The organism is Bacillus sp. LJBS17 (genome assembly GCF_019334685.1).
Lineage (GTDB): Bacteria > Bacillota > Bacilli > Bacillales > Bacillaceae > Bacillus > Bacillus subtilis.
Map to the genome: position 1 here is coordinate 1,482,640 of NZ_CP079759.1, position 13,327 is coordinate 1,495,966.

Below are 13,327 nucleotides of genomic sequence, written 5' to 3' on the forward strand. Positions count from 1 at the left end.
GAGGGGCCAAATGAAACAAACGAAAAAACAGGGGATTTTAGAGCGTTTCTATTACTCTTCAGATGAAATCATTGAAAAGCCGTTTAACTGGGCTCAAATGTGGCGGCTGCTGAGCTATGTCAAACCATATCGAAAAACAATTTTGCCGCTTTCTTTTCTCACCGTATTGATTGGCACTGCTGTGAAGCTTGTGATCCCCATTCTGATCGGCGTTTATGTTCTTGATCAAGCGATTACAGGAAGAAACCCGGAGCTGCTGATTCAGCTCATTTTTATTATTAGCGGTTTATATGTCCTCAATTACGCCGCCAATGTGTTAAGAATCAGGTGGATGAATCAGCTTGGCCAGCATGTCATTTACGATTTGCGACAGCATTTATTTACCCATGTGCAGCGCTTATCCCATCGATTTTTTGATCAGCGGTCGGCGGGATCGATCTTAGTCAGGATCATGAATGATATTAACTCTCTTCAGGAGCTCTTTACAAGCGGAGTCATCAATTTGTTGACCGACTTGCTGCTTCTGGCCGGCGTGATTATCATTTTGTTTACGCTGAGCCCTGAGCTGACTATAGCCATCATGGTGACATTGCCGATTATGTTTTTTATTTCAACAAGTCTCAGAAAAAAAATACGCCGATCCTGGCAAACGGTACGGCTAAAGCAATCGAAGCTCAACTCTCATCTAAACGAAAGCATTCAGGGCATCCGGGTCACACAGGCATTTACGCAGGAAGAAGAAAACATGGCGTATTTTGACGGTGTCAATCAGGAGAACTACGAATCATGGCGGGAAGCAACTAGAAAAAATGCCATGTTCCGTCCGCTTGTAGAAATGACGAATGCGATTGGGACGGCTGTCTTGATTTGGTATGGAGCCACACTCATCATGAATGAAACCATTACGATTGGCGTCTTCGTTTCTTTTGCTTTCTATCTTGGAATGTTTTGGGAACCTATTTCGAGACTGGGTCAGGTCTATAATCAGCTGTTAATGGGGATGGCATCATCAGAACGGATTTTTGAGTTTCTGGACGAACAGCCAAATGTCAAGGAGAAGCCGAATGCCATTCATAATGAAAAGATAAATGGGGAGATCAGTTTTGAAGAGGTTGAATTTTCGTATGATGAAAAACGAAAAGCCCTTCACGCCGTTTCTTTCTCTATTCCGGCGGGCTCAACGCTTGCGCTTGTCGGGCATACAGGGAGCGGGAAGACGACGATTGCCAATTTAATCAGCCGTTTTTATGATGCGACCGGAGGCACCATTAAAATAGACGGTATACCGATTAAGGATCTTTCCCTTGCCAGTCTGCGCTCTCAAATCAGCATTGTCCTGCAAGATACATTTATTTTCTCTGGGACCATCATGGAAAATATTCGTTTTGGAAGGCCAAATGCTTCGGATGAAGAGGTGATGAAAGCGTCCCAAGCGGTCGGAGCGGATGAGTTTATTTCCGATTTAGCGGAAGGATACGCAACAGAGGTGGAGGAAAGGGGCAGCGTACTGTCTGCCGGTCAGCGTCAGCTCATTTCCTTTGCAAGAGCATTGCTCGCCGATCCGGCTATTATCATCCTTGACGAAGCAACGGCAAGCATTGATACAGAGACAGAAGTAAAAGTTCAGCAAGCGTTAAAAACGCTTCTGAAAGGGCGTACAGCAGTGATGATCGCTCACAGATTGTCTACGATCCGCGACGCCGACCGCATCATTGTTCTTGATCACGGCAGGAAAATAGAAGAAGGGAACCATGATCAGCTGCTTGCTAAAGGAGGCATTTATGCCGGGCTTGTGAAAGCGCAATACAGCACAGCGATAGAATAATATGAAAAGCCTTCAATATTGAAGGCTTTTGGAAATTTATTAGAAAAACATGAAACTTTTTGATATCCTTCCCGTACTATTTGTTAGATATTCTCAAGGAGGTTTTGAAATGGAAACGAATGTAGAAAAAAACAGCGGAACGGCGACTGAAAAGCCTTCACTTTTAGGAGTAATCACAAGTCCGTCCGTTCAATTTGAAAGAATAAGAGAAAGGCCGGCTGTGTGGGGACCGCTTTTGATTGTTGCAGCAATTATCATCGTCGGTGCCGTGCTGCAATCACTCGGTACGGATTATAGTGAGCTTTTGAAAAGCCAGGATACGCAAGGGCTATCTGCTGAACAAATGGAAACTGTCGCAACAATAACCAAAGTTGGCGGAATGGCAGGCGCTATTATCGGCGGTATCGCAGCATTATTTATTGCCCCTCTTATTTATTGGCTCTGTGTAAAAGTATCAGGCGGTGTTACGACATATAAAAAAATGCTTTCTCTAGGCCTGTTTGTCTCTTTGATTAGCAGTCTCGGATTATTGGTTAATGGAATCGTTGCTTTTACGACTGACGTGAATCCTCTTTACAGCACGACGTCACTGGCAGGGATTATCCCATCTGACGGGGCTCTTGCCAGCGTGTTAAATACCTTTGAAATTTTCAGCATCTGGAGCTTTGTATTATTAGCAATCGGACTTCACAAAACGGGAGGCATCTCCAAAAAAGCCGGGTGGATTTCAGCAATCATTCTATTCGGAATTTTAGTTGTATTTTCATTCTTTTCAGGTTTAATCAATTCTGTGGCGGGTGCATAAGCTCATGAAAAAAGTCTGGATCGGAATTGGAATCGCAGTTATAGTCGCTCTTTTTGTTGGAATCAATATATACCGGTCTGCCGCTCCAACAAGCGGCAGCGCCGGCAAGGAGATACAGACGGGGAGCGTTGAAGAAAATGAAATCTCATCAACGGTTATGGTTCCTGGCACGCTAAAATTTTCAAATGAACAGTATGTCTTTTATGAAGCGGATAAAGGGACATTAGAAGACATTAAAGTTAAGGAAGGCGATAAAGTTAAAAAGGGCACGCCTTTAGTCACCTATACAAATGAGCAGCTGAGCCTAGAAAAAGAACAGAACCAGTTAACGTCTGAATCCAACCGGCTTCAAATTGACCAAATTCAAGAAAAGTTAAAAGCCTTAGACAGCAAAGAAAGAGAACTGGAAAAACAGGTAGGAAAGAAAGAAGCAGAAAAACAAATCGAATCTGAACGGACAGAGCTTCAAATGCAGAAAAAAACAGCGGAGATCGAATTAAAACAAACCGAGCTTCAGCGGCAGTCACTTGCCAACCGGGTGTCAGATTTAGAAGTGAAAAGCGAAATTGAAGGCACCGTTATTTCTGTCAACCAAGAAGCGGCATCCAAAAAGTCAGATATTCAAGAGCCTGTCATACATATCGGCAACCCAAAAGACCTTGTCGTCTCAGGGAAATTGTCTGAATACGATACATTGAAAGTCAAAAAAGGCCAGAAGGTCACACTCACTTCAGATGTAATACAGGGTAAAACATGGAAAGGCACGGTTTCCGCAGTCGGGCTTGTTCCGGATCAGCAGGAGACCGCTGCGGCACAAGGAACAGAACAGGCGGTCCAATACCCGCTTCAAGTGAAAATAAAAGGAAATCTTCCAGAAGGAAAGCCAGGCTTTAAATTTATCATGAATATTGAAACAGATAAACGGAAAGCAAATACGCTTCCTTCAAAGGCAGTCAAAAAAGAAGATGACCAATATTATGTGTATACAGTAAAAGACGGAAAAGCAAAGCGAGTTGATGTCAAAATCGGCGAAGTGACAGATGACCTGACAGAAATTAAAGAGGGGCTTACCCAAGATGATCAAGTCATTTTGAATCCATCTGATCAGGTGACTGACGGAATGGAAGTGAAATCTTAAATGATTCAGCTTTCTAATGTGCGAAAAAGCTACCAGATCGGAAAGGAAACGTTTGATGTTCTCCATTCTATTGATTTGGACATTCATCAAGGTGAATATGTCTCGATTATGGGGCCGTCAGGATCAGGAAAATCGACGATCATGAATATTATCGGCTGTCTTGATCGGCCGACTTCCGGTACATATCAATTGGACGGCGAAGACATTTCTTCATATAAAGATAAAGAACTGGCGGCAGTCCGTAACCGGTCCATCGGTTTTGTATTTCAGCAATTTCAGCTTCTTCCGCGGCTGAACGCAAAAAAAAATGTCGAGCTGCCGATGATTTACTCCGGGATAGGCAAAAAAGAACGTCAAGAGCGGGCTGAGAGAGCATTGGAAAAGGTCGGGTTAGCCGATCGAATGCTCCACATGCCCAACGAGCTGTCGGGCGGGCAGAAGCAGCGGGTGGCGATTGCGAGGGCGATCGTGAATGAGCCGAAATTGATTTTAGCTGATGAACCGACCGGCGCGCTGGATACGAAAACAAGCGAGGCGATTATGGATCAGTTTACAGCATTAAATGCCGAGGGAACGACAATCGTTCTGGTTACTCACGAGCCTGAAGTAGCAGATTGCACGAATCGGATCGTCATGGTGCGTGACGGAAACATTGTTCCTGCCAGCTCCGGACAAAGGAGTGTGGGAGAATGAGCCTGTTAGAAAACATCAGAATGGCTCTAAGCTCTGTCCTTGCCCATAAAATGCGTTCGATCTTAACGATGCTCGGCATTATCATTGGTGTAGGCTCTGTCATTGTTGTCGTTGCGGTAGGACAGGGCGGCGAGCAAATGCTGAAGCAGTCGATCAGCGGCCCGGGAAATACTGTGGAGCTGTACTATATGCCTAGCGACGAGGAGCTTGCAAGCAACCCGAACGCCGCAGCTGAATCTACGTTTACAGAAAACGATATTAAAGGTTTAAAAGGAATAGAAGGCATTAAACAAGTCGTTGCTTCGACTTCTGAAAGTATGAAAGCGCGTTATCACGAAGAAGAAACCGATGCTACGGTTAACGGAATAAATGATGGATACATGACTGTCAATTCTTTAGAAATCGAAAGCGGCAGAACATTTACCGACAATGACTTTCTCGCGGGGAATAGAGCCGGAATCATCTCTCAAAAGATGGCTGAAGAACTGTTCGATAAAACCTCCCCTTTAGGTGAAGTTGTCTGGATAAACGGACAGCCCGTTGAAATTATCGGTGTGCTGAAAAAAGAAACAGGCTTGCTTTCTTTCGGTTTAAGTGAAATGTATGTGCCATTTAATATGATGAAATCCTCTTTTGGCACAAGTGATTTCAGTAACGTATCATTGCAGGTCGAATCAGCAGACGACATAAAATCGGCAGGAAAAGAAGCAGCACAGCTGGTAAATGACAATCATGGCACAGAGGATTCGTATCAAGTGATGAACATGGAGGAGATTGCGGCCGGAATTGGCAAGGTAACGGCAATTATGACGACGATTATCGGCTCAATTGCAGGTATTTCCCTTTTGGTCGGCGGAATCGGTGTCATGAATATCATGCTCGTATCAGTCACAGAACGGACACGGGAAATTGGAATCAGAAAATCCCTCGGTGCGACGAGGGGACAGATTCTGACTCAGTTTTTAATTGAGTCAGTCGTATTGACGCTGATTGGCGGTCTGGTCGGGATTGGTATTGGATACGGAGGGGCCGCGCTTGTTTCAGCCATTGCGGGCTGGCCGTCACTCATATCCTGGCAGGTTGTATGCGGGGGCGTGCTGTTCAGTATGCTCATTGGTGTTATTTTCGGCATGCTTCCTGCAAATAAAGCTGCAAAGCTTGATCCCATTGAAGCGCTGCGTTATGAGTAGCCTCATGCAACATGCATGAGGTTTTTTTATGTTTAGTGATTTCTACTATGAATATAAAAGACTTTTTTCATTAAAATAAGAAGAAAATGTCGTACAATTGTCCTTATTTTTGTCGAATTTACAGTTTACAAACCCTATAGACATACGTTAATATGGAGAAACGTGAAAGATTTTGATAGTTATTGAATGAATTTGAATGATTTTAGTTGCCTAAACCGAAAATAGCGTTTACAATGAAATTGTATTCAAAATGAATACGTTTTCATTAGGAGGTGAAGCATGCTAACTCCTGAACGGCATCAATTGATTATTGATCAAATAGAAAAGCATGATGTGGTAAAGATTCAAGAGCTTATAAATCTGACTAATGCTTCTGAATCAACAATCAGAAGAGATTTATCGACACTTGAAGAACGCGGTTTTTTAAAGCGCGTTCATGGTGGAGCGGCCAAGCTTTCCGATATCAGACTTGAACCCGATATGCTTGAAAAATCATCCAAAAACCTTCACGATAAATTGAAGATTGCTGAAAAAGCAGCTTCTCTTTTAGAAGAAGGGGATTGCATTTACCTTGATGCAGGCACGACGACATTGCACATGATTGATTTTATGGATAAAACCAAAGATATTGTCGTTGTCACAAACGGGGTGATGCATATCGATGCATTAATAAGGAAAGAAATTTCTTTTTATCTGCTTGGAGGATACGTAAAGCACAGAACGGGCGCGATTATTGGAGGCGCTTCATTGATTGCCATGGACCAGTACAGATTTGACAAGAGTTTTCTGGGGACAAACGGTGTCCATACAGAGGCTGGATTTACAACGCCGGACCCTGATGAGGCCCTTTTAAAACAGAAAGCGATCAAACAGGCAAAACACGCTTACGTCTTAGCAGACCCTTCGAAGTTCGGAGAAATTTCATTTTCGGCATTCGCCGCAATAGGCGACGCAACAATCATTACGACTGACGCTGAAGAGCTTACATTCGATAATTACCAAGAAAAAACTGTCGTAAAGGTAGTGAAACCATGATTTACACTGTAACACTTAATCCATCTGTCGATTATATTGTTCACGTTGAAGATTTTACTGTAGGAGGCCTGAACCGTTCTTCGTATGATACCAAGTATCCAGGGGGCAAAGGCATCAACGTATCGAGACTGCTGAAAAGACACCATGTGGCGTCTAAAGCGCTCGGATTCGTCGGCGGATTTACCGGAGAATATATCAAAACATTTTTACGGGAAGAAAACCTGGAAACAGCTTTTTCTGAAGTAAAAGGGGATACCCGTATCAATGTAAAGCTGAAAACTGGTGATGAAACTGAAATTAACGGGCAGGGACCGACAATTTCGGATGAAGATTTCAAAGCCTTTTTAGAACAGTTCCAATCTTTGCAAGAGGGAGATATCGTCGTTCTTGCAGGAAGCATTCCATCTTCACTCCCTCACGATACTTATGAAAAAATCGCAGAGGCCTGCAAACAGCAGAACGCACGAGTTGTTCTGGATATCTCAGGCGAGGCTCTTTTGAAAGCAACAGAAATGAAACCATTTTTGATGAAGCCAAATCATCATGAGCTTGGAGAAATGTTCGGCACGGCCATTACATCTGTTGAGGAAGCTGTTCCTTATGGGAAAAAGCTTGTAGAACAAGGCGCTGAACATGTAATTGTATCAATGGCCGGAGACGGAGCGCTTCTGTTTACGAACGAAGCTGTTTATTTTGCTAACGTGCCAAAGGGGAAATTGGTAAACTCAGTCGGAGCAGGGGATTCCGTTGTTGCAGGTTTCCTTGCCGGAATTTCCAAACAGCTGCCGCTTGAAGAAGCATTCCGCTTAGGAGTTACTTCAGGCAGTGCTACCGCGTTCTCTGAAGAACTTGGAACAGAAGAATTTGTCCAGCAGCTTCTTCCTGAAGTTAAGGTCACACGTCTATAGAGGAGGAAACACAAGTGAAAATAACTGAGCTTTTAACGAAGCATACGATAAAGCTTAATATTGAGAGCAAAGAAAAAGAAAATGTTATTGACGAAATGGTCACTGTTCTTGATAAGGCTGGAAAGTTAAATGACCGACAAGCCTATAAAGAAGCCATTTTAAATCGCGAAAGCCAAAGCTCCACGGGTATCGGTGAAGGAATCGCTATCCCCCATGCGAAAACGGCAAGCGTTATCAACCCGGCGATCGCGTTCGGACGTTCAAAAGACGGCGTCGATTATGAATCATTAGACGGCCAGCCGGCTCACTTAGTGTTCATGATCGCGGCGACTGAAGGCGCAAACAACACTCACCTTGAAGCATTGTCAAGACTTTCAACGCTGTTAATGCGTGAAGAAATCCGTAAGCAGCTCCTTGAAGCTGAGTCTGAAGATGCCATCATCGACATTATTAATCAGCACGATAAAGATGATGACGAAGAGGAAGAAGAAGAAGAAGCGGCACCAGCACCTGCCGGAAAAGGAAAAATTTTAGCGGTTACTGCATGTCCGACAGGTATTGCCCATACATTCATGGCTGCGGATGCCCTTAAAGAAAAAGCGAAAGAGCTTGGAGTGGAAATTAAGGTCGAAACAAATGGGTCAAGCGGCATTAAGCACAAGCTCACTGCCCAAGAAATCGAAGATGCCCCTGCAATCATTGTCGCAGCGGACAAGCAGGTTGAAATGGAACGTTTTAAAGGCAAGCGCGTACTTCAAGTTCCTGTAACGGCGGGTATCAGACGTCCGCAAGAGCTTATCGAAAAAGCGATGAATCAAGATGCGCCGATTTATCAAGGCAGCGGCGGCGGTTCAGCAGCTTCAAACGATGATGAAGAAGCGAGAGGCAAGTCTGGAAGCGGTATCGGAAACGCGTTTTATAAGCACCTGATGAGCGGTGTCAGCAACATGCTTCCGTTCGTAGTCGGCGGCGGTATTCTCGTTGCGATTTCATTCTTCTGGGGAATTCACTCTGCTGATCCGAATGATCCTAGCTACAACACGTTTGCAGCAGCATTAAACTTTATCGGCGGCGACAATGCATTAAAACTGATTGTTGCAGTTCTGGCCGGTTTCATTGCGATGAGTATTGCAGATCGTCCTGGTTTTGCGCCTGGTATGGTCGGCGGTTTTATGGCTACTCAAGCGAATGCTGGATTCTTAGGCGGCTTAATTGCCGGATTCCTTGCCGGTTATGTCGTGATTTTACTGAAAAAAGTATTTACGTTTATCCCTCAGTCACTTGATGGATTAAAACCTGTTTTGATTTACCCGCTGTTCGGTATTTTTATCACTGGCGTATTAATGCAATTTGTCGTCAATACACCTGTAGCGGCATTTATGAATTTCTTAACAAACTGGCTTGAAAGCCTTGGTACTGGAAATCTTGTGTTAATGGGTATTATCTTGGGCGGCATGATGGCGATCGATATGGGTGGCCCGCTTAATAAAGCAGCCTTTACGTTCGGTATCGCCATGATCGATGCAGGCAACTATGCGCCTCATGCAGCAATCATGGCCGGCGGTATGGTTCCTCCGCTTGGTATCGCACTTGCAACAACCATTTTCAGAAACAAATTCACTCAGCGTGACCGTGAAGCTGGTATTACATGCTATTTCATGGGAGCTGCTTTCGTAACAGAGGGAGCGATCCCATTTGCTGCGGCTGATCCGCTTCGCGTCATACCAGCTGCTGTAGTCGGTGCAGCTGTTGCCGGCGGATTAACTGAATTCTTCCGAGTAACGCTTCCGGCGCCTCATGGAGGAGTATTCGTAGCTTTCATTACAAACCATCCGATGCTTTACCTTTTAAGTATCGTGATCGGTGCTGTCGTGATGGCAATTATCCTCGGTATCGTCAAAAAACCTGTTACAGAAAAATAAGAAAAAAAGCGTCCTTGGTTCGAAAGGACGCTTTTTCTTATCCGGCCGGCAGGGAGCGCGGTTAAGTTATGTATTTTATTCTTTTTTATGATAAAGTAAAAGAAGAGAAACAACTGACATAGCAATTGTCTAGGAGGAAACACTTTGACCGAGGAAAAAAATACGAATACTGAGAAAACGGCGAAGAAAAAAACCAATACGTACCTGGAATGGGGTAAAGCGATTGTCATCGCTGTTCTGCTGGCTCTCCTGATCCGTCACTTTTTGTTTGAACCGTATTTAGTTGAAGGTTCATCTATGTATCCCACATTACATGACGGAGAAAGGCTGTTTGTGAATAAAACAGTCAACTATATCGGCGAGCTGAAGCGCGGAGATATCGTTATTATCAACGGTGAAACTTCTAAAATCCATTATGTAAAAAGATTGATCGGAAAGCCTGGAGAAACCGTTCAAATGAAGGATGACACGCTTTATATAAACGGTAAAAAAGTAGCCGAGCCTTACTTGTCTAAAAACAAGAAGGAAGCAGAAAAACTTGGTGTCAGTCTGACAGGAGACTTTGGACCGGTTAAGGTTCCGAAAGGCAAATACTTTGTCATGGGAGATAACAGGCTAAATTCTATGGACAGCCGAAACGGGCTGGGACTGATCGCGGAAGATCGAATTGTCGGCACATCGAAGTTTGTCTTTTTCCCGTTTAACGAAATGCGTCAAACAAAATAAAAACGCCTTGCTGGCCTAGGACAGCAGGCGTTTTTATTTTGAAAAAGAAGCGACCAATGCAATGCATAAAACCGTGATGAACACTGAACCGATAATAGCTAGCACACTGAAGAAAAGGTGAACCTGTTTGTTCTCTTTTCCGCGCTTTTCTAAAAGCCGTTTAGAAAAAATGTGCGAAAATATGTAAATAAGGGCTATGCCTATATATAAGCCGATATCTTTGGCGGTAAAGCCTGTTACGGCAAGGTAAAAGCCCGTAAAAAAGATCAGTAAGCAATATTCAGTAAGTGTTAAAAGCCTCAACGTGTTCCTCCATGAGAGTGTGTAATTTTCCGAGCGGATGCATTCTCTCTCTTTAATTGTAACACAGCTGGCTGGTTTGGGTGTATAAGTGTTTTCTCTCTGTTTTATCAGGGAATCATTTCTCTTGCCCTGCATTCATGGTATACTTTTATTGATGATAGACATGATGGAGGATAATAAATGATTGCTGTAAATAATGTAAGCTTGCGGTTTGCGGATCGCAAGTTATTTGAAGATGTTAATATTAAATTTACCCCAGGCAACTGCTATGGGTTAATTGGTGCAAACGGTGCCGGTAAATCAACGTTTCTAAAGGTGCTGTCAGGCGAAATCGAGCCTCAGACAGGCGACGTGCATATGAGTCCTGGCGAGCGTCTTGCCGTCTTGAAGCAGAACCATTTTGAGTACGAAGAGTATGAAGTGCTGAAAGTGGTCATTATGGGCCACAAACGCCTGTATGAAGTCATGCAGGAGAAAGACGCTATTTACATGAAGCCTGATTTCTCAGATGAGGATGGGATTCGTGCTGCTGAGCTAGAAGGTGAATTTGCGGAACTGAACGGTTGGGAAGCGGAAAGTGAAGCTGCGATCCTGTTAAAAGGCCTTGGTATCTCAGAAGATCTGCACACAAAAAAGATGGCAGACCTCGGCGGTTCGGAGAAGGTAAAAGTTCTCTTGGCACAGGCATTATTCGGCAAGCCGGATGTTCTGCTCCTCGATGAGCCGACGAACCACTTGGACCTTCAGGCAATCCAGTGGCTTGAAGAATTTCTGATTAACTTTGAAAACACAGTTATTGTCGTATCCCATGACCGCCACTTCTTAAATAAAGTATGTACCCACATTGCCGACCTTGATTTTAACAAAATTCAAATCTATGTCGGAAACTATGATTTCTGGTACGAGTCAAGCCAGCTGGCGTTAAAGCTTTCTCAAGAAGCGAACAAGAAAAAAGAAGAGCAGATTAAACAGCTTCAAGAGTTTGTCGCTAGATTTAGCGCCAATGCGTCTAAATCTAAGCAGGCTACATCAAGAAAGAAACTTCTCGAAAAAATCACGCTGGATGATATTAAACCGTCTTCCCGCCGCTATCCTTATGTTAACTTCACGCCGGAACGGGAAATCGGAAATGATGTTCTTCGCGTGGAAGGCTTAACAAAAACAATCGATGGCGTAAAGGTGCTTGACAATGTCAGCTTTATTATGAATCGAGAAGATAAAATTGCTTTCACTGGCCGAAATGAACTTGCTGTTACTACGCTGTTTAAAATCATTTCCGGGGAAATGGAAGCTGACAGCGGAACGTTTAAATGGGGTGTTACCACGTCTCAAGCGTATTTTCCAAAAGACAACAGCGAATATTTCGAAGGCAGTGATCTGAACCTTGTAGACTGGCTTCGCCAATATTCTCCGCACGACCAAAGTGAGAGCTTTTTACGCGGTTTCTTAGGACGGATGCTGTTCTCTGGAGAGGAAGTCCACAAAAAAGCAAATGTACTTTCCGGGGGAGAAAAGGTCCGCTGTATGCTGTCGAAAGCGATGCTTTCTGGCGCCAATATTTTAATTTTGGATGAGCCAACTAACCATTTAGACCTAGAGTCCATTACAGCGCTCAATAACGGCTTAATCAGCTTTAAAGGCGCTATGCTGTTTACTTCCCATGACCATCAGTTTGTGCAGACCATTGCCAACAGAATTATAGAAATTACACCTAACGGCATCGTCGATAAGCAAATGAGCTATGACGAGTTCCTTGAAAATGCTGATGTGCAGAAAAAATTGACTGAACTATACGCGGAATAAAAAAAGCAGAGATTTCTCTGCTTTTTTTGATACCTAAATATGAAAGGAGATCACAACATGAAATTTTTGGTTGTCGGAGCAGGTGGAGTAGGTGGGTATATTGGCGGACGGCTTTCGGAGAAAGGAAATGATGTGACATTTCTCGTGCGCCAAAAACGAGCTGAGCAGCTGAAAAAAACCGGGCTTGTCATCCATAGTGAAAAAGGGAATGTATCATTTCAGCCCGAACTAATCAGTGCCGGAGAAACAGGGCAATTTGATGTCGTTATCATTGCTTCTAAAGCATACTCGCTTGGTCAAGTGATAGACGATGTCAAACCATTTATCCATCAGGAATCTGTCATTATCCCTTTTTTAAATGGGTACCGCCACTATGAGCAGCTATTTGCGGCATTTTCAAAAGAACAGGTGCTGGGCGGCCTGTGTTTTATAGAAAGTGCTTTAGACAACAAAGGAGAAATTCATCATACGAGCGCATCACATCGTTTTGTATTTGGAGAATGGAACGGCGAGCGTACGGAGCGGATAAGAGCGCTTGAAGAGGTATTTTCAGGTGTGAAGGCTGAAGTCATCATTAGCGGGCATATCGAGAAGGACATTTGGAAAAAGTATCTCTTTATTGCAGCGCAAGCGGGGATCACAACGTTATTTCAACGACCGCTTGGCCCAATCCTCGCCACAGAAGCCGGACGTCACACGGCTCAAACTCTTATTGGGGAAATTTGCGCTGTTTTACGAAAAGAAGGTGTTCCGGCTGATCCGGATCTTGAGGAAGAGAGCTTTCGTACGATGACCAGCATGTCTTATCATATGAAGTCCTCCATGCTTCGGGATATGGAAAACGGCCAAACGACAGAAGGCGACCACCTGCATGGATTTTTGCTTGAAAAAGCTAAACGTTTATCTCTCGCTGCACCAGTATTAGAAACCGTTTATGCGAATCTGCAAATGTATGAAGCAGAAAAATAAAAAAAGGAGG

At 43.9% G+C, this 13,327-nt stretch carries 12 protein-coding genes; 11 read left to right on the forward strand and 1 reads right to left on the reverse strand.

What is annotated here, in order from left to right:
• Nucleotides 1-10 precede the first annotated feature (10 nt).
• The 9 genes from KXZ66_RS07710 to sipT all read left to right on the forward strand — a co-directional run bounded on the left by KXZ66_RS07710 (nucleotide 11) and on the right by sipT (nucleotide 10,242).
• Nucleotides 11-1,825, forward strand: coding sequence for an ABC transporter ATP-binding protein (locus KXZ66_RS07710; RefSeq protein ID WP_151870255.1), 1,815 nt, complete (start codon nucleotides 11-13; stop codon nucleotides 1,823-1,825).
• 109 nt (nucleotides 1,826-1,934) lie between these two features.
• Nucleotides 1,935-2,630 carry a YknW family membrane protein gene (yknW, locus tag KXZ66_RS07715; RefSeq protein ID WP_049139886.1) on the forward strand — a complete coding sequence of 232 codons (696 nt, stop codon included), beginning with the start codon at nucleotides 1,935-1,937 and terminating at the stop codon, nucleotides 2,628-2,630.
• A 4-nt stretch (nucleotides 2,631-2,634) separates the two neighbouring features.
• Nucleotides 2,635-3,768 carry an efflux RND transporter periplasmic adaptor subunit gene (locus KXZ66_RS07720; protein WP_085186124.1) on the forward strand — a complete coding sequence of 378 codons (1,134 nt, stop codon included), beginning with the start codon at nucleotides 2,635-2,637 and terminating at the stop codon, nucleotides 3,766-3,768.
• The gene (gene yknY, locus KXZ66_RS07725; RefSeq protein ID WP_003232356.1) at nucleotides 3,769-4,461 is read left to right on the forward strand and encodes an ABC transporter ATP-binding protein YknY; all 693 of its coding nucleotides are present in this window, start codon (nucleotides 3,769-3,771) and stop codon (nucleotides 4,459-4,461) included.
• On the forward strand, nucleotides 4,458-5,651 hold the full coding sequence (gene skiZ, locus KXZ66_RS07730) for a sporulation-delaying-protein transporter subunit SkiZ (RefSeq protein WP_032725619.1): 1,194 nt from the start codon (nucleotides 4,458-4,460) through the stop codon (nucleotides 5,649-5,651). The genes yknY and skiZ overlap by 4 nt, the downstream gene beginning before the upstream one ends.
• A 279-nt stretch (nucleotides 5,652-5,930) precedes the next feature.
• The gene (locus KXZ66_RS07735) at nucleotides 5,931-6,686 is read left to right on the forward strand and encodes a DeoR/GlpR family DNA-binding transcription regulator (RefSeq protein ID WP_043857424.1); all 756 of its coding nucleotides are present in this window, start codon (nucleotides 5,931-5,933) and stop codon (nucleotides 6,684-6,686) included.
• Nucleotides 6,683-7,594: a 1-phosphofructokinase gene (gene pfkB / locus KXZ66_RS07740; protein WP_003244923.1), complete on the forward strand. Its 912-nt coding sequence runs from the start codon at nucleotides 6,683-6,685 to the stop codon at nucleotides 7,592-7,594. The genes KXZ66_RS07735 and pfkB overlap by 4 nt, the downstream gene beginning before the upstream one ends.
• Nucleotides 7,595-7,608: 14 nt before the next feature.
• Nucleotides 7,609-9,516, forward strand: a complete 1,908-nt coding sequence (locus KXZ66_RS07745; protein WP_038829599.1) for a PTS fructose transporter subunit IIABC — start codon at nucleotides 7,609-7,611, stop codon at nucleotides 9,514-9,516.
• A 144-nt stretch (nucleotides 9,517-9,660) separates the two neighbouring features.
• Entirely contained in the window at nucleotides 9,661-10,242 is a 582-nt protein-coding gene (gene sipT / locus KXZ66_RS07750; protein ID WP_003232348.1) for a signal peptidase I sipT, read from the forward strand.
• Nucleotides 10,243-10,275: 33 nt separating this feature from the next.
• On the opposite strand, the gene KXZ66_RS07755 is transcribed toward sipT, so the two are convergent.
• Nucleotides 10,276-10,545, reverse strand: a complete 270-nt coding sequence (locus KXZ66_RS07755) for a hypothetical protein (RefSeq protein WP_003232345.1) — start codon at nucleotides 10,543-10,545, stop codon at nucleotides 10,276-10,278.
• Nucleotides 10,546-10,725: 180 nt separating this feature from the next.
• Here KXZ66_RS07755 and KXZ66_RS07760 point away from each other — a divergent pair, with 180 nt between their 5' ends.
• A complete protein-coding gene (locus KXZ66_RS07760; RefSeq protein ID WP_003232344.1) occupies nucleotides 10,726-12,348 on the forward strand; it encodes an ABC-F family ATP-binding cassette domain-containing protein in 1,623 nt (540 codons plus the stop codon).
• 57 nt (nucleotides 12,349-12,405) lie between these two features.
• Nucleotides 12,406-13,317 (forward strand): ketopantoate reductase family protein, encoded by a 912-nt coding sequence (locus KXZ66_RS07765; RefSeq protein WP_032725622.1) that lies wholly within the window; start codon nucleotides 12,406-12,408, stop codon nucleotides 13,315-13,317.
• The last annotated feature ends 10 nt before the right edge of the window (nucleotides 13,318-13,327 follow it).

Bases quoted from the DNA above. Each gene is read 5' to 3' on its own strand.
- KXZ66_RS07710 (WP_151870255.1), top strand. From the start codon at position 11: ATGAAACAAACGAAAAAACAGGGGATTTTAGAGCGTTTCTATTACTCT.
- yknW (WP_049139886.1), top strand. From the start codon at position 1,935: ATGGAAACGAATGTAGAAAAAAACAGCGGAACGGCGACTGAAAAGCCT.
- KXZ66_RS07720 (WP_085186124.1), top strand. From the start codon at position 2,635: ATGAAAAAAGTCTGGATCGGAATTGGAATCGCAGTTATAGTCGCTCTT.
- yknY (WP_003232356.1), top strand. From the start codon at position 3,769: ATGATTCAGCTTTCTAATGTGCGAAAAAGCTACCAGATCGGAAAGGAA.
- skiZ (WP_032725619.1), top strand. From the start codon at position 4,458: ATGAGCCTGTTAGAAAACATCAGAATGGCTCTAAGCTCTGTCCTTGCC.
- KXZ66_RS07735 (WP_043857424.1), top strand. From the start codon at position 5,931: ATGCTAACTCCTGAACGGCATCAATTGATTATTGATCAAATAGAAAAG.
- pfkB (WP_003244923.1), top strand. From the start codon at position 6,683: ATGATTTACACTGTAACACTTAATCCATCTGTCGATTATATTGTTCAC.
- KXZ66_RS07760 (WP_003232344.1), top strand. From the start codon at position 10,726: ATGATTGCTGTAAATAATGTAAGCTTGCGGTTTGCGGATCGCAAGTTA.
- KXZ66_RS07765 (WP_032725622.1), top strand. From the start codon at position 12,406: ATGAAATTTTTGGTTGTCGGAGCAGGTGGAGTAGGTGGGTATATTGGC.